Below are 18,007 nucleotides of genomic sequence, written 5' to 3'. Positions count from 1 at the left end.
CGGCACAAGAGATTTGGTCCGTCCTCGACTCCACCAGCTAGACAGATGACGGACCGACCCGCGGTCGACAGACGGGCGTTCCTCGCCGCGCTCGGGAGCGCCGGCGTCGGATCGCTCGCCGGCTGTTCGGCCCTCGGCAGCGACGCGACCGAAACCACCAGCACCGCCGCTCCGACCGCGAGCGTCGATGACCACGTCGCCCGCGACCTCGCCGCGCGGTTCGCGCCGACGCTCTATTTCGACGCCGACGAGACGTGGTTCCCGACGGACCCGCGGTCGTACGCGAGCGACCGGGACGGCGAGACGGTCGTCGACGGCTTCGACGCGCTCGACGGCTACCACGCGACCCGGCGGGAGACCGGCGAGCGAGCGCCGGAACCGACGGTGTTCTACAACGTGGTCGGCTACGAGGACTCGTCGCTGACGGCGGTGCAGTACTGGTTCTACTCGGTGTTCGACCAGTTCACGACGAACTTCCATTGGCACGACTGGGAGGTGTTGCACGTCTTCGTCGATACGGCGGGCGACGAGCCGGTCCCCCAGCTGTACGTCGCGAGTTCGCACTCGCGGTCGGTGCCGAACAACGAGTTTCTCGACCCGGACCCGGCGCGCCCGCCGCGGGTGCTGTCGGAACTCGGGTCGCACTCCAGCGCGCTGTCGCTCAACGACCGCGCCGACCGGTTCCAGCGACTCCCGACCGGCGGGACGTTCGCGGACATCACGAACCGAGCGCTCGACCGCATCGAGGACGCCGCGGAGATACCCATCGCCTACGGGCTTCCGCGAGACGAGGGCGCGCGCCTGCCCTACGTCGTTCCGGAACTCGACGGCGCACCGGTGTACGAAGACGAGCGACTCCCGTCGGTCACTCGCGAGTCTCTGGTCGGCGAGGCGCTCACGGTGCGGTCGTTCGACGCGCTGTCGTCGCCGCCGACGGACCTCCCGGCGCGGGCGACGGGGCTGGTGTTCGCCACCGAGACGGCGGACGCCGCCACCGACGCGGGCGCGGACACGACCGCCGACGCGGACGCCGCCACCGACGCAGACATCGAGTACGCGCTCGTCCCCGCGGGTGAGGTCGAGCACATTACTGAGTTCACCGGGCCGCAACTGAGCTTCGAGTTCGCGGTCCCGGGCTTCGTCGAGGACGCGATTGCGAGCCACCTCACGACGACGAGCGCGCCGTGGAGTCAGCCGCGCTACGCCGACCCCGCGGCCGACATCACCGACCCGACCCACCGGAGCGAACTCGCGGACCGATACGACGCCGTCGACGACCCCTCGACGCTCAACACGCTGTTCGTCCGGGTGACGGAGGCCGTCACCGACGCGGACGCGCCGGACGGCGAGGGCGTGACGACCCGCGAGTCCGGCGTCGAGTCCGTCCTCCTCTTAGAGAGCGACCCGGAGGCCGCGCCGACGTTCGGCGGTCTCGGCGTCCTTCGGGACGTGCCCGCGGGCGAGCACCGACTCACGGTCAACGGCGCGGGGTCGGCACCACACAGCGAGTCGGTTCGGGTCGGTGACGCGGGTTCCGGTTCTGCGTCCGCATCGGAGCCCGAACCGTCACCCGGCGGCGGCGATGCGGGCGAAACAGTCGTCACGGCCGGTGTTGACGGCGAAATCCCGCTCGTCGCGCGGGAGTCCGCGACGAAAGTCGAGGTCGACACCGACGGGACGGACCGCGACCTGACGGCGCTCGCGCTCGAAGACGATTTCGGCGGCCGACTGTACGACGCGCCGCTGTCCGGGCCGGACGCCGTCTACGTCCACCGCGGCGGCGCGTACACCGTCGAGGTCCGCGACAGCGACGACGAACTCGGCGCGTTCCGGGTGAATCCCGACCCCGACCCCGACCCCGGTCCTGACTCGGATGGGTCGGATGCGGATTCGAACGGCGACCCCGCGCCCGCGTCGATTCCGAGCGTCCGCATCGACGAACCCCGAACCGGGAAAGCGTCGCTTGCGACATTCCTCGCGGACATCTCCGCGGAGACGGCCGCGGCGGTGGCGGCGGCCGACGGTGGGGGCGACGACAGCGACAGCGACGATTCGGACGACTCGGCGGACACGACCACCTCGGACGGCGCGACCCGAACGCCGACGGGTGGCGGGCAGGCGAACGCGGTTCGCGGGCTGGCGCAGGCGCTCGAATCGGTCGCGGAGGCCGCGCGCCGGGCCGCCGAACGCGCCGAGTCGGGCGACCGCGGGCGGGCGGACGAGAGTCTCGACACCGTCGCCGCGCGACTCGAACGCGTGGCCGAGCGGTTGGCCGAGGCTCGCGGAGAGCTTCCGGGGTCGCTCTCGCGGGCGACGGACCGCCGGCTCGAACAGGCGCGCCGTCGCTCCGAGCAGGCCCGCGCGGCCGACACGCTCTGAGTGGCTCGGGTCCGTGGTTACCTGACCGCGAACGCGTCGCTCGCCGGTCGAATATACGCAAAATGTAAGTTATCGTTCTGCCGCGAAACGCGGCGTACTAAATTAGTTTAAAGGCGCGTGAGGTTCGTCGCGCGGGGGCCCTTGGGGGCCTGCTCGATGTCGAACTCCACATCCGTGCCTTCTTCGAGGTCCGGGCCGCCGATGTCTTCCATGTGGAAGAACACGTCGTCGTCAGCATCGTCCGTCGAAATGAAACCGTAGCCGCCAGTGTCGTTGAAGAAATCAACGTTTCCTTTCGCCATTGCTTTTGAACACACACGCCCTTTACGGATAAGACTTGTGAGGGTCGTGTTGTCACGGGGTTATTTTATTGAATATATTTCTGAATCGTAGATGTTTGTAGACAAATGTTCTGGTATGTCGGTTCTCGACGCGCTCACCTAGTGGTTCGACGGCGATTGCGGGATTACCTGTGGTATCGACAGTTCTGTTCTCCGAGACAGTCGGGCGCGGCCGACGAGGCTTTACGCGTGGCCGGACGGTCTCCGACACCGTGGATGCTAACGACGTTCGTCGGAAGTGGGCAGACCGGTCGGGAGAGTTCTCGCCGGAGTACTACGCGTACTACGGGCCGAACGAGACGAGCGAGGCGATTCGGCGGGTGTTCGACGAGCGACTCGACGCCTCGGCGTCGATTCTCGAACTCGGTTGCGGACCCGGCCGACACCTCTCGCACCTCCGCGAACACGGCTTCGAGAACCTCCACGGCGTCGACATCAACCCCGACTGCTTCGAGGTGATGGCCGACGCCTACCCCGACCTCGACGACTGCGGGACGTTCCACGCCGCCGCCATCGAGGAGGTCGTCGAGGCGTTCTCTCCGGGGCAGTTCGACGCCGTCTACTCCGTCGAGACGCTCCAGCACGTCCACCCCGACGACGCGTGGGTGTTCGAGGCGGTCGCTCGGAGCGCGAGCGACTACGTCGTCACCGTCGAAAACGAGGGCGACCGGTCGGTGCCGCCCGAGGACCGCGGCGTCAACGACGAGGAGTACGACTTCCCGCTGTACTACCGCGACTGGGCGGCCGTGTTCGAGCCGTTCGGGTTCGAACAGGTCGCCTGCGAACACGGCGACCGCGACACCCGCCGCGTGTTCCGCCGGGTCGACTGAGCCCGCGAGCGCGGCCGCCCCGCGTTCACCTCAGAAGCCCCCGTAGCGGAGGTACACCATGTCGGCGATGAGGACGAGTTGGAACACACCCTGCACGCCGCCGAGCATGGCGTTCTGTTTTCCGATGGCCGAGATGACGCCGGGGTCCGGGTTCTCGGAGGTCATCTCGAAGTACATCCGTATTTCGCCGGGCATCAGGAAGCCGAAGCCCTGCACCGAGAGAATCGTGACGACCACGAGCGCGACGACGATGGCCGGAGTCGTCATCCGGAAGTCGCTGATGGTGGTTGCGACCCACGCGAGCGACCCGACGGTGGCGACGGCGAAGGCGACCTGCCAGCGCCGGTCGCGCCACGCGTTCAGCCGGCGACCGAGCAGGAGGCAAATCGGAATCAGGTTCGCGGCGGTGAACAGCGCGAGCCACGGTTCGGCGTGGGGAAACACGCCGAGTCGCTGGGCGAGCGTGATGCCGCCCGCGATGGTGACGAGCGCCATCGACGGGAGGAAAAACGAGGTCTTCGGCGTGAGGCGCTCGAACACCGCGGCGCTCTGTTCGTCGCTCAGGCCGCCGATGACCGGCCCGAGAATCGCTCCCATGAACAGGTCGGTGCCCGTCCAGAGCAGCCCCGCCATGACGTGGACGAACGTGTGTTGCTGGAGCGACCCGACCGTCACCGCGTAGGCGAGCGCGACCACCGAGACGGCGACGATGCCGCCCGCAAAGGCCGGGTTCGCCCGTCGTGCCATCCCACCGATCGTCCCACCGATCGATGCCCTGTGTTGGCTCATCACATTCGAGACGCGTATCACCGATGATAAATCCGGCGACGGACGCACTTATCCCCTCCAATCACCACCGTCCGACCATGACTGACGCCCTCTCGTTCGATATCGCGAGCGTCGACGACGTTGCGGCCAACCGCGACGAGGTCGTCGCCGCGGTCGAGGCCCACGCGGGCACCATCGCGCGCGAACTCGCCATCCTCCAGGGCGGCGACTACGGCCAAGAGACGTTCAAGACGCGCCGCGGGACGTGGACGCTCAAGTACGAGGCGGGCGCGCTCCAGTATCTCCGGTTCAAGGGGAAGTCGGGCGGCGAGACCTACGTCGTCTCGACCAAACAGCCGCCGGAGCCGAAGGCGCTCGCGACGGCGATGCAGGACTACCCGGCGTTCGTGGAGGCGTACAACGACCACGTCGAGTCGCTCGACGGCGTCCTCGACGACGTGCCGACGGCGTTCCCCGCGGTGACGACGACCGAGGAAATCGTCGCACAGCGGGACCAACTCGTCTCGACCATCCGCGAGGTGGCCGACACCATGGCGGGCGAACTCAACCGCTTCGACGGCGAGTACGGCACCTTCACCCAGCGGGTCGGCGGCACGCGCTGGGAGCTGAAGTGGGACGGCCCGCAGGCGTCGTACCTCCGCGTCGGCGGCGAGGGCGGCATCTACCTGCTGTCGCAGTACGAACCGCCCGCCGCGCCCGACGTGCGCGAACTCGCCGGCGACTTCGCCGCGTTCGTGGAGGCGTACAACGAGTACGTCGACGACCTCGAAGCCGACCTCGCGACCGTCTCGTTCGACGACGCGGGGTAGCGGGGTATCGCGACGCTTTTGGAAACGCCGCCGTCACCTGATGCTATGAGCGACGACGACCTCGCGTGGGAGACCACCGACACGCGCATCGACTACTCGTGTCCCGGCTTCGACATCCGCATGGACGACGTTCGGCTCCCCGACGGGACCGAGACGGACTTCCACTACGTCGACGAGCCGGCGGCGGTCGTCGTCCTCCCCTTCACCCCCGACGGCGACGTGGTCGTCATCGACGAGTGGCGACAGGCCGTCGACCGGACGAACCGCGGCCTCCCCGCCGGCGGCACCGAACCGGACGACGACGACTACGCCGCGGCCGCCCGGCGCGAACTCGCAGAGGAGACCGGCCACGAGGCCGAGACGGTCGAACCGCTCGTGACCGTCGAGCCGGCCAACGGCATCGCCAACTCCGTCCACCACTACTTCGTCGCGCGCGGATGCGAGCCGAGCGCCGACCGGAACCTCGACTTCAACGAGAGCATCCGCCCGACGACGGTCGGCTACGACGACCTCAAGGGGGCCGTCCTCGCGGGCGAGGTCCGCGACGCTAGGACGGTCCTCGGCGTTCTCTACTACGAACTCGCCGGCGAGTAGCGCGGTCACTCGCGCGCCCGCGTTCGCCCCTCGAACCCCGTTCCGAGGCGAGAAGGATTTTGACGCCGGCGCTCCAACTGGTCGCCTGTGTCTACTACGACGCGTTTCCCCGACCTCGCTCGGTCCTTCCTCGCAGCTATCGCCCTCGGCGGCGGCGGTCTCGTCGTCGGCACGATACTCGTCTTTATCACGCAGTTCGCGGCGGCGAGCGCGGGCGTCGAACTGACGCCCCTCGCGCTCGTCGTCACGTCGCTCATCCTCTTGCAGGGCATCGCCTTCGGCGGGGTCGCCCTCGTCTACACCAGATACCGCGGCCTCGACCGCTCGTACTTCGGCGTCTCGATGCCGTCGCTCCGCGACCTCGTCGCGGTCGTCCTCGGCTACGTAACCGCGCTCGTCGCGGCGTTCGTCGGCGCGTTCCTCGTCTCGACGTTCGGCGTCCAAGCGGGGTCGAACCAAGTGACCGAAATCGCCGCACAGGACCCCGAAGTGCTGTTGCTCCTCGTCCCGGCGTCGTTCCTCCTCATCGGCCCCGGCGAGGAACTGCTGTTCCGCGGGGTCGTCCAGAACCGCATCCGCGAGTCGTTCGGCCCGGTGCCGGGCATCGCCCTCGCCAGCGCCATCTTCGCGGCGATTCACTACGTCGCGCTCACGGGCGGCGCGGGCGGCCGCCTCGTCACAATCGGCATCCTGTTCCTCCCGAGCGTCGTCTTCGGCACGGCGTACGAACTGACCGACAACATCGCCGTCCCGGCACTCATCCACGGCGCGTACAACGCGACGCTGTTCTCGCTCGCGTACCTCGTGTTCAAGCTCACCGAGATGAGCCCCGGCGGGGTTCCGACCGAACTGCTGTTCTGAACCGTCGCCGATACCAGCCTTTTTCCTTCGCTATCCCCTCCGTCAGACGTGTTCTTCTCCACACTCGTGTCGGCCGTCCAGGGGCTTGTTCCGGCGGCCGTCACGGTGGATATGCTCGTCGTCTTCGCGCTCATCCTCCTCTCTCTCGTCTTGTTCGCCACCGAGTGGCTCCCCATCGACGTGACCGCCATCGTCGTGATGGTCCTCCTGATGGTGCTGGAGCCGTGGACGCAAATCACCCCGCAGGAGGGGCTCTCGGGCTTCGCCAGCCCCGCAACCATCACCGTATTGGCGATGCTCATCTTGAGCACTGGCGTCAACCGAACCGGCATCGTCCAACACATCGGACGAAAGATGGCCGCGTTCGCCGGCAACAGCCAAACGAAACAGCTCGCCGCGACGATTAGCGTCACCGGCCCGGTGTCGGGGTTCATCAACAACACGCCGGTCGTGGCCATCCTCGTCCCGGTCGTCGCGGACCTCGCGCACAAGGGCAAGACCTCGCCGTCGAAGCTCCTCATGCCGCTTTCGTTCGCCTCGATGCTCGGCGGCACCCTGACGGTCATCGGCACATCGACGAACATTCTCGCCAGCGACATCGCGGCCCAACTCGGGCGGGAGTCGCCCGGCCTCGGCCTCCACGCCTTCGGCATGTTCGAGTTCACCAAACTCGGCGTCATCGTCTTCGCGGTCGGCTCGGTCTACCTCATGACGGTCGGCGTTCGTCTGCTCCCGAAGCGGGTTCCCGCCGAGGACGACCTCGTCGAGGAGTACGCGCTCCAGGAGTATCTCGCCGACGTGGTCGTCCCCGCCGATTCGTCGCTCATCGGCCAGACCGTCCAAGAGGCCCTCGGGAACGACGACCTCGATATCGACGTGTTACAGCTCATCCGCTACGGCGAGCAGTTCTTGGAGCCACTGGCCCGCAAGGAGATTCACGAGAACGACACGCTTCGGCTCCGCACGAACCGGGAGACGCTCGAACGAATCATGCGCTCGGAGGGGCTCACGTTCGTCGGCGGCCCCCGCTCGGAGAGCGAGCTCCACCCGGGCGAAGAAGAGCCGGTCATGGTCGAAGTCGTCATCCCCTCGGGTTCGTTTCTCGTCGGCGAGAGCCTCGCCAGTTCGACGTTCCGCCAGCGCTACGACGCGAACGTCCTCGCCTTCCGGACCCGCGGGAAGGTCGTCCGCGACCGGTTCGAGGACATCGATATCCGCGTCGGCGACACGTTACTCGTGCAGGCACCGCCCGACAGCCTCACGCGGCTCGTCCAAAACGAGGATTTCATCGTCGCCCACGAGTTCGACGACGCCGACTACCGAACCGAGAAGACGCCGTTCGCCGTCGCCATCATCGCCGGCGTCGTCGCGCTCCCGGCGTTCAACGTCCTTCCCATCGTCGTCTCGGCGCTCGGGGGCGTGGTCGCGATGATTCTCACCGGCGTCCTCAAGCCGAACGAACTGTACAAATCGGTCGAGTGGAACGTCATCTTCCTGCTGGCGGGCGTCATCCCGCTCGGCGTCGCGCTCCAACAGACGGGTGCCGCGGCGCTCCTCGGTGACGCCGTCGCCTCGACGGCGACGTTCCTCCCTGCAATCGGCGTGCTGTGGGTGTTCTACCTCGCGACCGGACTGCTCACGAGCGTCATCTCGAACAACGCGAGCGTCGTGCTCATGATTCCGGTCGCCGCCAGCGCCGCCCAATCAATCGGGGCCAACGCGTTCTCGTTCGTCCTCGCCGTGACGTTCGCGGCGTCGACGGCCTTCATGACTCCCGTCGGCTACCAGACGAACCTGTTCGTCTACGGCCCCGGCGGCTACACGTTCTCCGACTTCCTCCGCGTCGGCGCGCCCTTGCAGTTGCTCCTGTCGGTCGTCACCGTGGCCGGCATCGCCTTCTTCTGGGGCGTCGGCGCGTAGGCGCGTAGGTGCGTGACCCTCGTTGTGCGAGTCGGCGGAAAAACATCGGGGCGCTCGCGCGTGCGCCGGTCGTCGGTCAGTTCGGTCGGTCGTCGCCGGCCCCGTCGGCCCGCATCGCTCGGTTCGGGGCCGAAGCCGCGGGCGTCGCTGTCTCGCCGCCCGGTGCGCCGCCCGTCGCTCGCCCGGAGTCGAACTGCGAGACGAGCGATTTGAGCTGTTGTGCGCGCTCCGAGAGCGACGAGGACGACGCCGCGATTTGCTGGGTCGCCGCCGTCTGCTCTTCGGCCGCGGCGGAGACGTTCTGCGCCTCGGACGCCGTCTGGTCGCTGAGGTTCGTTATCTCGTCCATCATCGTGACGACCTCCTGGGTCGACTGCGCCTGCTCGTCGGTGGCGCTGCTGATGGACTGGATGGAGTCGTTGCTGTCTTCGATTTTGTGGACGATTTCCTCGAGCACCTCGACCGTCTCGCCGACGGTCTCGCGGCTGGATTCGACCTCGGATTGCGTCTCGAAGGTGTCCTCGGCGACGTTCTCGGTCGACTGCTCGATGTCGCGGATGAGCGAGTCGACCTCTTGGGTCGCCTCGGCGGTCTCCTCGGCGAGCGTCTTCACCTCGCTTGCGACGACGGCGAAGCCCTCGCCCGCGTCGCCCGCGCCCGCCGCCTCGATGGAGGCGTTGAGCGCGAGGATGCTCGTCTTCTCCGCGATGTCGTCGATGAGGTCGACGACCTCGCTAATCTGCGTGACCGACTGCTGGAGTTCCTCGACCTCGTCTACGGTCTCGGTCGACCGCGACTCCAACTGCTCCATCTTCTCGATGGTCGAACTGGCGGCCTCCTGGCTCTCCTTGGCGCGCCCGACGGTCTGTTGGGACTGTCGCGCGATTTCCTCGGACGAGGAGGCAATTTCCTCGATGGTCGCAGAGAGGTTGCTCAGTTCGGACTCCGCGGCGTTGAGGTTCCGGTGTTGGGTCTCGTTGCCCGCCGAAATCTCCTCGATGCTGTTGGCGACGTCCGTGCTCGTCGTCTTCACGGCGTTCGCGCTCGCGGTGACTTCGGAGCTTTCGTCGTCGACCTGCTCGGCGAACGTCTGAATCTGGACGATGACCGAGTCGATGGCTTCCAACATCTCGTTGAAGCCTCGGCCGATGCGGCGCATCGCGTCGTTCTGGCTCTCGGCGTCGACGCGGACGGTAAGGTCGCCGTCGGCGGCCGTCTGCATCGCGTCGCCGTAGTTCTCCGCCTGTCGTTCGAGGTCCGTCGTGAGCGCGTCGAGTTCGCGCCGCCGTTCGTCGGCGTCGTCGACGAGTTCCTTCATGTCCGCGACGATGGCGAGCGTCGCGGTGCCGCCGATGGCGAAGACGGCGACCGTGGCGGTCATGAGCGGCGAGGTCACGAGGTTGAATATCTCGGTGTAGAACCCGAGTTTCTCCATCGTGAGGCTGAACATCCACAGAATCGCCAGCACGGAGGCGAACGCGTACGTCAGCCAGAACGACGCTTCCGCGTCGGTGTCGCGGTAGTTGAGCCACGCTAGCACCGCCGCGCCGATGAACCCGAGGGTCCCGATAGCGTCGAACAGCGCGTCGATTATCACGAGGCGTCACCGCCCTTGATGACGTTTTTCCGACGGAGGTACGCCGCCGCGAAGAAGGTGACTCCCGCGAGGCCGATGCCGAACGCGTGCTCGACGAAGTTGAGCACCGACCCGAGGAACAGCGCCTCGAGGTTCGTCGCGACCATCCCGACCACGAGCAGGACGTACCCCGCGGCGAACAGTTTGGTCTCCTCTCTGTACTGCGTGATAACCGGTATCAGCCCGACGAGGGCGACGGCGAGCGCGGTTACTTCGAGTGGTGATAAATCGGCTAACATCTATCTTCTCGGTTGAATCAATCTCTTTGTAAACTGTTCGCCTAAAAAATCACGTTTGATATCCCTCCTGTCTATTTTTCTAGAATATTTTGATGAATGAACCGGTATGTCGTCGTACGTCTATTTTTCACCCCGGCGACCGGCCCGCGAACGCAACTCTTACCGCCGCCCTCGGGAAACGACAGTCCATGCGCGACCATTTCGAACTCCGCGACGGGGACCTCGCCGGGCGCATCGGCCGGCTTTCGGTCCCGCGTGCGGGGGTCACCGTCGAGACGCCGGCGCTCCTGCCGGTCGTCAACCCCAACATCGACACGATTTCGCCCGCGCGACTGGCGTCCGAGTTCGGCGCGGACATCCTCATCACCAACTCCTACATCATCAAGACGAACGAGCACCTCCGCGAGGAGGCGCTGGACGTGGGCCTCCACGAGATGCTCGACTTCGACGGGGCCATCATGACCGACTCGGGGTCGTTCCAGCTCGCCGAGTACGGCGAAATCGACACGACGACCGAGGAGATTCTGCAGTTCCAGCGCGACATCGGTACCGACATCGCCACCCCGGTCGACATCCCGACGCCGCCGGACGTGGCCCGCGAGCAGGCCGAAACGGACCTCGAACTCACGAGGCAGGCCCTCGCCGACGCCGAGGCCGCCGACACGGGCGAGATGCTCGTCAACGCCCCCGTTCAGGGGTCGACCTATCCGGACCTCCGCGAGGAGGCCGGCCGCCACGCCGACGCGACCGACCTCGACGTGTTCCCCGTCGGCGCGGTCGTGCCGATGATGAACGCCTACCGCTACGACGACATGGTCGACGCCGTCGCGGCCGCCAAGCGCGGCCTCGGCGTCGACGCCCCGGTTCACCTGTTCGGCGCGGGCCACCCGATGATGCTCGCGCTCGCCGTCGCGCTCGGTTGCGACCTGTTCGACTCCGCCGCCTACGCCCTCTACGCCCGCGACGGGCGGTATCTCACCGTCCGCGGGACCGAACACCTCGAAGACCTCGACTACCTCCCGTGTACCTGTCCCATCTGCACGGAGTACTCGCCGGACGACCTCCGCGAGAAAGGGTCGAAACGACAGGAACAGCTGCTCGCCGAGCACAACCTCCACGTCACGTTCGCGGAACTCCGCCGCATCAAGCAGGCCATCCGCGACGGCGACCTGATGGAACTCGTCGAGGAGCGCGCCCGCTCGCACCCGGCGATGCTCGACGGCTACCGCGCGCTTCTCGACCACGTCGACCAGCTCGAACGCGAGGACCCCGCCTCGAAGGGCGCGTTCTTCTACGCCTCCAACGAGAGCGCCCACCGGCCCGAGGTCGCGCGCCACCACGACCGCATGGACCGCCTGACCGCCGAGGGTCACGTCCTCCTCACCGAGGGCGGCATCCCCTCCGGCGACGACTTCGACGCGACGTGGCGGGTCGTCCCGCCGTTCGGTCCGTTCCCGCGGTCGCTCTCCGAGACGTACCCGCTCACCGCCGAGGTCCCCGAGCGCCTCGACCGCGACGCCTACGAGCAGGCCGCCCGCGGCGTCTCGCGACTGGTCGAGGAGAACCCCGACGCGGCGTTCACGCTGGCGCACGACGACTGGCCCGAGTCGGCACTCGCCCGCGTGCCCGAGTCGGTCGAGTTGGAGTCGCTGTCGGCGGTTTCGGAGCGATTGGGCGACGAGGCGTCGGAGGCTGACGACGAGAGCGGCGTGGATGACGGCAACGACGCGAGCGACGACGGGCGCGTCGAGGGCGACGCCGCCGGACTGTCGGACGAGTAGCGCCGACCCGGTCGGTCGCGTCCGTGCCTGTCGGTCGATGCTCTTAGGTTCACCCGACGTATCAACGAACACGATGGAGGCTGTCCTCTGGTACGTGCTCACGGGAACCCGCGGGGGCGAAAACCGTGTGCGTATTCTCAAGACCGTAGAGGAGCAGCCGCGAAACGCCAACCAACTGGCCGAGACGCTCGACCTCGACTACAAGACCGTCCGGCACCACCTCGACGTGCTCATGGACAACGACGTGGTCCAGCGAAGCGGCGACGACTACGGCGCGGTCTACCTCCCGTCGCCGCGGTGTCGCGCCAACTGGGAGACCGTCGAGACCATCGTCGAGCGGATGGACTGAGCATGCGAGTCACGGACGCGGTGATTATGGAAAGATTTGGGAAAGCGTATATCAGGATGACGGGGAAAGGAGAGAACGAATGAGTATCTGGGTGGACGTCGCGACGGTCTCCTCGGGCGTCAACGTCGTCGTGCTTCTCGCACTGTCGGCGGTGTGGGCCCGAAACTACCTGACCTTCAGGTCCAAACACGCCGTCGGTCTCCTCGTGTTCGGCCTGTTCCTCCTCGCCGAGAACGCGCTGGCGTTCTACATGTACATCCTCGACCCGACGCTCTCGGGGTGGTTCAGCACCGACGTGCCCGTCATCGCCTGGCGGCTGATGATGCTGTTGCACGTCTTCGAGACGTTCGGCCTCGTGTTCCTCGCGTGGATCACGTTCGACTGAGGCCTCGCACTCCCGGTTGCTTTCCTTCTCGCCTCCGCCTGCTCCGCCCGCTCAGTCGCGGTGTTTCCGCTCGTGAGTCGGATGTTCCGAGATGTAGACGCTCGTGTGGTCCGGCACGTCTTCTGTGACCCACGAGTTCGCGCCGATGCTCACGTGGTCGCCGACGGAGACCGCGCCGAGCACTTTGGTCCCCGCGCCGATGACGACGCTGTCACCGATGTCCGGATGGCGTTTGTACCCCTTCTTGAGCGAGTGTTCGTCGTCTTCGTCCTCCTCGAAGTGGAGCGCACCGAGCGTCACGTCCTGATAGATGCGCGCCCACTCGCCGATGGTCGTCGTCTCGCCGATGACGACGCCGGTGCCGTGGTCGATGAAGAAGTAGTCGTCGATGGTCGCGCCGGGGTGGATGTCGATTCCCGACTCCATCTTCGCGTACTCGGTGAGTTCGCGGGCGTACGCGGGCGCGCCGGCCTCGTAGAAGGCGTGTGCGACGCGGTGGACGACAATCGCCTGTACGCCCGGATACGACCGGATGATTTCGACGTAGCTGCGCGCGGCGGGGTCGCCTTTGTACGCCGCCTCCACGTCTTTCTTCAGCCGCTCGCGGATATCGGGGAGTCGCCTGACGACTTCGTCCACGATGGGCGCGGGGTCCTCGTCTATGTAGGGGTCGATACCGGAGTAACAGAGCGCGCCGAAGTTGGCGACGCCGTCGCGGAGGAGTTCCTCGTCGCCGACCCACGGCCCCGCGTTCCAACACCGGGGAAACAGGAGGCGCTTGATGAGGTCGACGTCCTCTCGCAGGTGGTTCCGGCGCGGGAACGAAAGCGACGTGTCCGTGGGGAAGGGGTCGTCGTCGGCGCGGTAGGACGCCGCGAGCCCGAGATGCGCGTCGCCCGTGTAGCTGTAAGACATCCGATAGCGATAGTTGGTGGACGAGCGGTATTTAACCCCGTCTCATCGGGCCCGATTCGCCGCCTTCGAGTCGCGGATCGTGTGTTCGAACTGGCGCTCGACAGCCGGCGCGTTCGCTCTGCCGACCCGGCGTGAGCCAACCGCCGGATAAGGATTCTGGCCGCCGAAATCGGGCGACTGGGGACACATCGGGGAGAGATTTGGGTGACAGTTCGGAAAATCTTCTTTTAAATATTCCTCCCCCTCTGAGACATGCGACGCACACTCGCAGTGTTGATGACACTCGTCGTGGTCGTCGGGGGCATCCCGGCGGCCGCAGCGGCACAACAGGAGACCACGGCCGTCTCCTTCGAGAACCAAGCGACCGGCGGCACGACCGTCACGGTCGACTCCGTCACGCTCCCCGAGGGCGGCTTCGTGACGATTCACGACGCCTCCGTCACGGACGGCAACGTCCTCGGGAGCGTCGTCGGGTCGTCGGCGTACCTCGACGCCGGCACCCACGAGGACGTGACCGTCCGCCTCGACGACCCCGTCGACGAGTCCGGCACGTTCGTCGCCATGCCCCACATGGACTCCGACGGCGACCGCGTCTACTCGTTCGTCGCGGCCAACGGCGAGGCCGACGGCCCGTACACGGCCGACGGGAGCGCCGTCGTCGACACCGCGACGGTCAACGCGAGCGCGACCGTCTCGATGTCCGACCAGCCCACGACCGGCGACTCGGTCGTGGTCGACCGGGTCGAACTCTCGCAGGGCGGCTTCGTGACGATTCACGACGGCACTGTCACCGAGGGCGCGGTGTTCGAGAGCATCCGCGGCACCTCCGCGTACCTGCCCGCCGGCGTCCACGAGAACGTCCGCGTCGAGCTGGACGCGCCCGTGACCGAGAACACGACGCTCGTCCCGATGGCGCACATGGACACCGACGGCGACGAGACCTACACCTTCCCCGAGTCGGAAGGCGAGACCGACGGCCCGTACACGGCTGACGGCAGCCCCGTCGTCGACACCGCGATGGCCATGCCGTCGGACACCGCGAGCGTGAACTACACCGCGCAGGCCACCGGCGGCTACTCCGTCGTCGTCGACTCGGCGTACCTGCCAGAGGGCGGCTTCGTGACGATTCACGACGCGACGGTCACGGAAGGACAGGTGTTCGAGAGCATCCGCGGCACCTCGATGTACCTCGAACCCGGCCTGCACCGCGACGTGCGGGTCACCCTCGACTCGCCGCTGAACGAGACGACCACCGTCGTCCCGATGGCGCACATGGACACCGACGGCAACGAGACGTACACCTTCCCCGAGTCGGAGGGCGAGGCCGACGGTCCGTACACGGCTGACGGCAGCGCCGTCATCGACAGCGGCGAGGCGACCGTCTCCGCCAGCGTCGACTACACGATGAAATCGTCTGACGGCGCGACCGTCGTGGTCGACCGGGTCGAACTCTCCGAGGGCGGCTTCGTGACGATTCACGACCCGTCGCTGTCGGGCGGCGCGGTGTTCGACAGCGTGGTCGGTACCTCGATGTACCTGCCCGCCGGCGTCCACGAGAACGTCGCAGTCACCCTCGACGAGCCGATTCGCTCCTCGCAGGTGCTCACCCCCATGGCGCACATGGACTCCAACGACAACGAGGCCTACGACTTCGTGACCAGCGAGGGCGAGTCCGACGGTCCGTTCACCGCTGACGGCGGCGCGGTCGTCGCCAGCGCCCACACCTCGGTCAACGCGGTCGTGACCGCGATGGACCAGTCCGGCGACGGCGCGACCGTCACCGTCGAGTCCGTCACGCTCCACGACGGCGGCTTCGTGACGGTCCACGACGCGACGGTCACGGAAGGACAGGTCTTCGAGAGCGTCCGCGGCACCTCCGCGTACCTCGAACCCGGCACCCACGAGAACGTCGAAATCAGCCTCGACGCGCCGCTCGAGGAGTCCGGAACCGTCGTCCCGATGGTGCACATGGACACCAACGGCAACGAGGCCTACGACTTCGTGACTGGCGAGGGCGAAAACGACGGGCCCTACGTGGCCGCCGGCGGCGCGGTCCTCACGACGGCCGACTACACGGTCGACGGTACGATGACCGAGACCGCGACCGACGAACCGACCGAGACGATGACCGACGAACCGACCGACTCGATGACCGACGAACCCACGACCGAGATGACGGACGAGTCGATGGAGACGACGACCGAGTCGTCAACCGACGCGCCCGGCTTCGGTCTCGTCGTGGCCCTCGTCGCGCTCGTCGCGGCGGCGCTCGTCGCCGCCCGGCGTCGGTAATCCCGCTGACGACGCACCGGCCACCTACCACACAGAGGCACCCTTTTTCGTACGCCGCGCGGGCCAGAAAAGCCACCCCCGCGCGGCACGCGCCCCGCTTTGGGGTTATTTTGCGCTGTCACACGTCAGAGAGCGTCCGCGTTCTGTCTAGCTAACAGATAGCTCTCCCTTTGTCTGCAAGACAGCCGCTGTGTTCTGGTGAGCCTCATTCAACTACGTCGGTTCGTCGTTGCACCCCAAAACGCATACGAGACGAAGAGCGAAATTACGTCGATGCGACTGCCCTCCCGCAGAGTCGTTCTCGCCGGTCTCTTGGCCGGTCTCGTGCTGGTCGCCGGTTGTACGTCACCGCTCTCCGACGATGAGTCACAGATTCTCATCGAGAACGAACGAGAATCAAGCTACTCGGTTACGGTCTTCCAAAGCGCCCACGAGACCCCCGAGAACCTTCGCTTCGACGTTACCACGGGGGACGGTCGCCAGAAACTCGTTCGGGGAGCGGAACTACGGACCGAGGCGAACTACACCAACGTCACTCTCCACGACCCGGTCCGTTCAGACCGTGTGCCGACCGTTCCGAATGGCAACAGTACGGTGTTTGTCGACGATTGGAACGAAAGCCAGACGACTGTTTACGTGGTCGAAACACACCAAAACGAACTGTTGGAGGTTCACCTCATGCAGTGTGGTCTCGACATGGCACTCACGTTCACGGCCACGCCGGACGGGGAGTTTAGAACCACTTCGCGCTGCGTTCAGGATGTCCACGGGTGATTACCACGCGCAAGTCCCGACTGCTTGACTGGCCCCGACTGCATACACACTGTATTGGCCGCACAGCGTCCGGTCACGTTATCTTCTGAGGTTTCAACGGATCCTCCGATTTCGCTACGCAATCAGTAACCGGGGAGTTCACTAGCACCGACTACTCCGACGAACGCATCCGCGCCGCGTAGTCCCACGTATGCAGCCGCTCGGGCCGAATCCGAATCACGACCTCGTCGCGCTCGGGCGAGAGCAACCGCTTCGCCAGTTCCGAGTCGGTGTCGCCGAGATACCGGACGATGAGTCGCCGCAGCACGTCCTTTTCGGCGTCGGGTTCGACGGTCGCGGCCCCCCGGCCGCGGACGCCCCGGTACGGCGGGTCGTTGGTCGAGATTTCGAACGCCACGTCGTCGCGGGCGCGGAGGAACCGCACCACGTCGGCGTCGGCCGAAGTGGCACACCGGAGTTCGGACGCTTCGGGGTCCCACTCGTACCACAGCGAGAGCATCCAGAGGTCGTCCGACGGGGTGCGACACGAGAGCCGGACCGGGACGGTCGACGCGGCGAGGAAGTCGTCGACGCGGTCGCGCGACCACGGGCCGGTGGGGTCGGAGGCGTTCATAGTGGCTGTTCGGGCGGGACGGGCTAAACTCGGTAGGCTCGGTGGAAGTAGAGCGGTCGAACTGGTGGGCTCGGTCGCCGCCGAGTTCGCCGTGCCACCAGACATACGAGTGTCTGGACACAACTGCCCGCGATGACGGACACAGACCTCGGCACGGCGGTAATCGTCTACGACGACCCCGACGAGGGAACCGTCGAGAAACGCGTCGAAAACGAGAACATCGCCTACTTTCAGGACCACTGGATCGTCAAACTCGACGAGGACGCCGGCGGCAACGACGTCGTCCGCCGGGTTCCGATTCAGCGAGTCCACTACGTCGAGCGCTCCGTCGAGGAGTTCGAGACGGAGGTCAAGACGCTCCGAAACCAGGTCGAGTCGTTCGCGAAGAACCTGCAATCGTCGCTCCTGGGCGACCGTGACGACGCCGACGCCGACGCGCGAACCGAAGAACCCCAGCGCATCGAAGTCGAAGACGGTCGGTCAAACGAGTAGTCCGTTCG

18 protein-coding genes are annotated in these 18,007 nt (G+C 66.6%); 12 read left to right on the top strand and 6 right to left on the bottom strand.

Annotated elements, in window-relative coordinates; all coding sequences use genetic code 11:
- Positions 1 to 45: 45 nt before the first annotated feature.
- Positions 46 to 2,379 (top strand): hypothetical protein, encoded by a 2,334-nt coding sequence (locus ACSR87_RS05920; RefSeq protein WP_498529810.1) that lies wholly within the window; start codon positions 46 to 48, stop codon positions 2,377 to 2,379.
- Positions 2,380 to 2,486: 107 nt separating this feature from the next.
- Here the strand turns inward: ACSR87_RS05920 and ACSR87_RS05915 are convergent, their stop codons facing one another.
- Positions 2,487 to 2,681, bottom strand: a complete 195-nt coding sequence (locus ACSR87_RS05915) for a cold-shock protein (RefSeq protein WP_004041873.1) — start codon at positions 2,679 to 2,681, stop codon at positions 2,487 to 2,489.
- A 251-nt stretch (positions 2,682 to 2,932) separates the two neighbouring features.
- On the opposite strand from ACSR87_RS05915, the gene ACSR87_RS05910 reads away from it, so the two are divergent.
- Positions 2,933 to 3,550 carry a class I SAM-dependent methyltransferase gene (locus ACSR87_RS05910; RefSeq protein ID WP_498529809.1) on the top strand — a complete coding sequence of 206 codons (618 nt, stop codon included), beginning with the start codon at positions 2,933 to 2,935 and terminating at the stop codon, positions 3,548 to 3,550.
- Between the two features lie 30 nt (positions 3,551 to 3,580).
- Here the strand turns inward: ACSR87_RS05910 and ACSR87_RS05905 are convergent, their stop codons facing one another.
- A complete protein-coding gene (locus ACSR87_RS05905; RefSeq protein WP_498529808.1) occupies positions 3,581 to 4,297 on the bottom strand; it encodes a hypothetical protein in 717 nt (238 codons plus the stop codon).
- Positions 4,298 to 4,416: 119 nt separating this feature from the next.
- On the opposite strand from ACSR87_RS05905, the gene ACSR87_RS05900 reads away from it, so the two are divergent.
- From ACSR87_RS05900 to ACSR87_RS05885, 4 genes are all read left to right on the top strand, one after another.
- Positions 4,417 to 5,148 carry a profilin-fold protein gene (locus ACSR87_RS05900; RefSeq protein ID WP_498529807.1) on the top strand — a complete coding sequence of 244 codons (732 nt, stop codon included), beginning with the start codon at positions 4,417 to 4,419 and terminating at the stop codon, positions 5,146 to 5,148.
- 45 nt (positions 5,149 to 5,193) lie between these two features.
- Entirely contained in the window at positions 5,194 to 5,742 is a 549-nt protein-coding gene (locus tag ACSR87_RS05895) for an NUDIX domain-containing protein (RefSeq protein ID WP_498529806.1), read from the top strand.
- An 87-nt stretch (positions 5,743 to 5,829) separates the two neighbouring features.
- Entirely contained in the window at positions 5,830 to 6,603 is a 774-nt protein-coding gene (locus ACSR87_RS05890) for a CPBP family intramembrane glutamic endopeptidase (RefSeq protein WP_498529805.1), read from the top strand.
- A gap of 48 nt (positions 6,604 to 6,651) precedes the next feature.
- Positions 6,652 to 8,523: an SLC13 family permease gene (locus ACSR87_RS05885; protein WP_498529804.1), complete on the top strand. Its 1,872-nt coding sequence runs from the start codon at positions 6,652 to 6,654 to the stop codon at positions 8,521 to 8,523.
- A 76-nt stretch (positions 8,524 to 8,599) separates the two neighbouring features.
- Here ACSR87_RS05885 and ACSR87_RS05880 read toward each other — a convergent pair whose 3' ends face one another.
- Entirely contained in the window at positions 8,600 to 10,120 is a 1,521-nt protein-coding gene (locus ACSR87_RS05880) for a methyl-accepting chemotaxis protein (protein ID WP_498529803.1), read from the bottom strand.
- Positions 10,117 to 10,398, bottom strand: coding sequence for a DUF8530 family protein (locus ACSR87_RS05875; RefSeq protein ID WP_008575053.1), 282 nt, complete (start codon positions 10,396 to 10,398; stop codon positions 10,117 to 10,119). Before ACSR87_RS05875 ends, ACSR87_RS05880 begins: the two co-directional genes overlap by 4 nt.
- Before the next feature lie 188 nt (positions 10,399 to 10,586).
- Between ACSR87_RS05875 and tgtA the strand changes: the two genes are divergently transcribed.
- The 3 genes from tgtA to ACSR87_RS05860 all read left to right on the top strand — a co-directional run bounded on the left by tgtA (position 10,587) and on the right by ACSR87_RS05860 (position 12,913).
- Positions 10,587 to 12,179: a tRNA guanosine(15) transglycosylase TgtA gene (gene tgtA / locus ACSR87_RS05870; RefSeq protein ID WP_498529802.1), complete on the top strand. Its 1,593-nt coding sequence runs from the start codon at positions 10,587 to 10,589 to the stop codon at positions 12,177 to 12,179.
- 73 nt (positions 12,180 to 12,252) lie between these two features.
- Entirely contained in the window at positions 12,253 to 12,528 is a 276-nt protein-coding gene (locus ACSR87_RS05865) for a winged helix-turn-helix domain-containing protein (protein ID WP_004041883.1), read from the top strand.
- Positions 12,529 to 12,607: 79 nt separating this feature from the next.
- Positions 12,608 to 12,913: a DUF8036 family membrane protein gene (locus ACSR87_RS05860; RefSeq protein WP_498529801.1), complete on the top strand. Its 306-nt coding sequence runs from the start codon at positions 12,608 to 12,610 to the stop codon at positions 12,911 to 12,913.
- 51 nt (positions 12,914 to 12,964) lie between these two features.
- Here the strand turns inward: ACSR87_RS05860 and epsC are convergent, their stop codons facing one another.
- Positions 12,965 to 13,828 carry a serine O-acetyltransferase EpsC gene (gene epsC, locus ACSR87_RS05855; protein WP_498529800.1) on the bottom strand — a complete coding sequence of 288 codons (864 nt, stop codon included), beginning with the start codon at positions 13,826 to 13,828 and terminating at the stop codon, positions 12,965 to 12,967.
- A 276-nt stretch (positions 13,829 to 14,104) separates the two neighbouring features.
- Here epsC and ACSR87_RS05850 point away from each other — a divergent pair, with 276 nt between their 5' ends.
- Both ACSR87_RS05850 and ACSR87_RS05845 read left to right on the top strand, forming a co-directional pair.
- Positions 14,105 to 16,120 carry a DUF7282 domain-containing protein gene (locus ACSR87_RS05850; RefSeq protein ID WP_498531041.1) on the top strand — a complete coding sequence of 672 codons (2,016 nt, stop codon included), beginning with the start codon at positions 14,105 to 14,107 and terminating at the stop codon, positions 16,118 to 16,120.
- Between the two features lie 273 nt (positions 16,121 to 16,393).
- Complete coding sequence (locus tag ACSR87_RS05845; RefSeq protein WP_498531040.1) at positions 16,394 to 16,894, top strand: hypothetical protein; 501 nt, start codon at positions 16,394 to 16,396, stop codon at positions 16,892 to 16,894.
- Between the two features lie 151 nt (positions 16,895 to 17,045).
- Here the strand turns inward: ACSR87_RS05845 and ACSR87_RS05840 are convergent, their stop codons facing one another.
- Positions 17,046 to 17,507 carry a pyridoxamine 5'-phosphate oxidase family protein gene (locus ACSR87_RS05840; RefSeq protein WP_498529799.1) on the bottom strand — a complete coding sequence of 154 codons (462 nt, stop codon included), beginning with the start codon at positions 17,505 to 17,507 and terminating at the stop codon, positions 17,046 to 17,048.
- 132 nt (positions 17,508 to 17,639) lie between these two features.
- Between ACSR87_RS05840 and ACSR87_RS05835 the strand changes: the two genes are divergently transcribed.
- Entirely contained in the window at positions 17,640 to 17,999 is a 360-nt protein-coding gene (locus ACSR87_RS05835) for a hypothetical protein (protein WP_498529798.1), read from the top strand.
- Positions 18,000 to 18,007 lie beyond the last annotated feature (8 nt).

It is taken from the genome of Haloferax sp. SDI50 (assembly GCF_059802635.1).
Note: the sequence above shows the minus strand (reverse complement) of the source record. Positions and strands in the feature narration are given on the sequence as shown.

What these genes read in the sequence shown, in the direction of transcription:
- epsC (WP_498529800.1), bottom strand. Translation starts at nt 13,828, where the DNA reads ATGTCTTACAGCTACACGGGCGACGCGCATCTCGGGCTCGCGGCGTCC.
- ACSR87_RS05835 (WP_498529798.1), top strand. Translation starts at nt 17,640, where the DNA reads ATGACGGACACAGACCTCGGCACGGCGGTAATCGTCTACGACGACCCC.
- ACSR87_RS05840 (WP_498529799.1), bottom strand. Translation starts at nt 17,507, where the DNA reads ATGAACGCCTCCGACCCCACCGGCCCGTGGTCGCGCGACCGCGTCGAC.
- ACSR87_RS05860 (WP_498529801.1), top strand. Translation starts at nt 12,608, where the DNA reads ATGAGTATCTGGGTGGACGTCGCGACGGTCTCCTCGGGCGTCAACGTC.
- ACSR87_RS05865 (WP_004041883.1), top strand. Translation starts at nt 12,253, where the DNA reads ATGGAGGCTGTCCTCTGGTACGTGCTCACGGGAACCCGCGGGGGCGAA.
- ACSR87_RS05850 (WP_498531041.1), top strand. Translation starts at nt 14,105, where the DNA reads ATGACACTCGTCGTGGTCGTCGGGGGCATCCCGGCGGCCGCAGCGGCA.
- ACSR87_RS05915 (WP_004041873.1), bottom strand. Translation starts at nt 2,681, where the DNA reads ATGGCGAAAGGAAACGTTGATTTCTTCAACGACACTGGCGGCTACGGT.
- ACSR87_RS05845 (WP_498531040.1), top strand. Translation starts at nt 16,394, where the DNA reads ATGCGACTGCCCTCCCGCAGAGTCGTTCTCGCCGGTCTCTTGGCCGGT.
- ACSR87_RS05900 (WP_498529807.1), top strand. Translation starts at nt 4,417, where the DNA reads ATGACTGACGCCCTCTCGTTCGATATCGCGAGCGTCGACGACGTTGCG.
- ACSR87_RS05875 (WP_008575053.1), bottom strand. Translation starts at nt 10,398, where the DNA reads ATGTTAGCCGATTTATCACCACTCGAAGTAACCGCGCTCGCCGTCGCC.
- ACSR87_RS05895 (WP_498529806.1), top strand. Translation starts at nt 5,194, where the DNA reads ATGAGCGACGACGACCTCGCGTGGGAGACCACCGACACGCGCATCGAC.
- ACSR87_RS05905 (WP_498529808.1), bottom strand. Translation starts at nt 4,297, where the DNA reads ATGGCACGACGGGCGAACCCGGCCTTTGCGGGCGGCATCGTCGCCGTC.
- ACSR87_RS05920 (WP_498529810.1), top strand. Translation starts at nt 46, where the DNA reads ATGACGGACCGACCCGCGGTCGACAGACGGGCGTTCCTCGCCGCGCTC.
- tgtA (WP_498529802.1), top strand. Translation starts at nt 10,587, where the DNA reads ATGCGCGACCATTTCGAACTCCGCGACGGGGACCTCGCCGGGCGCATC.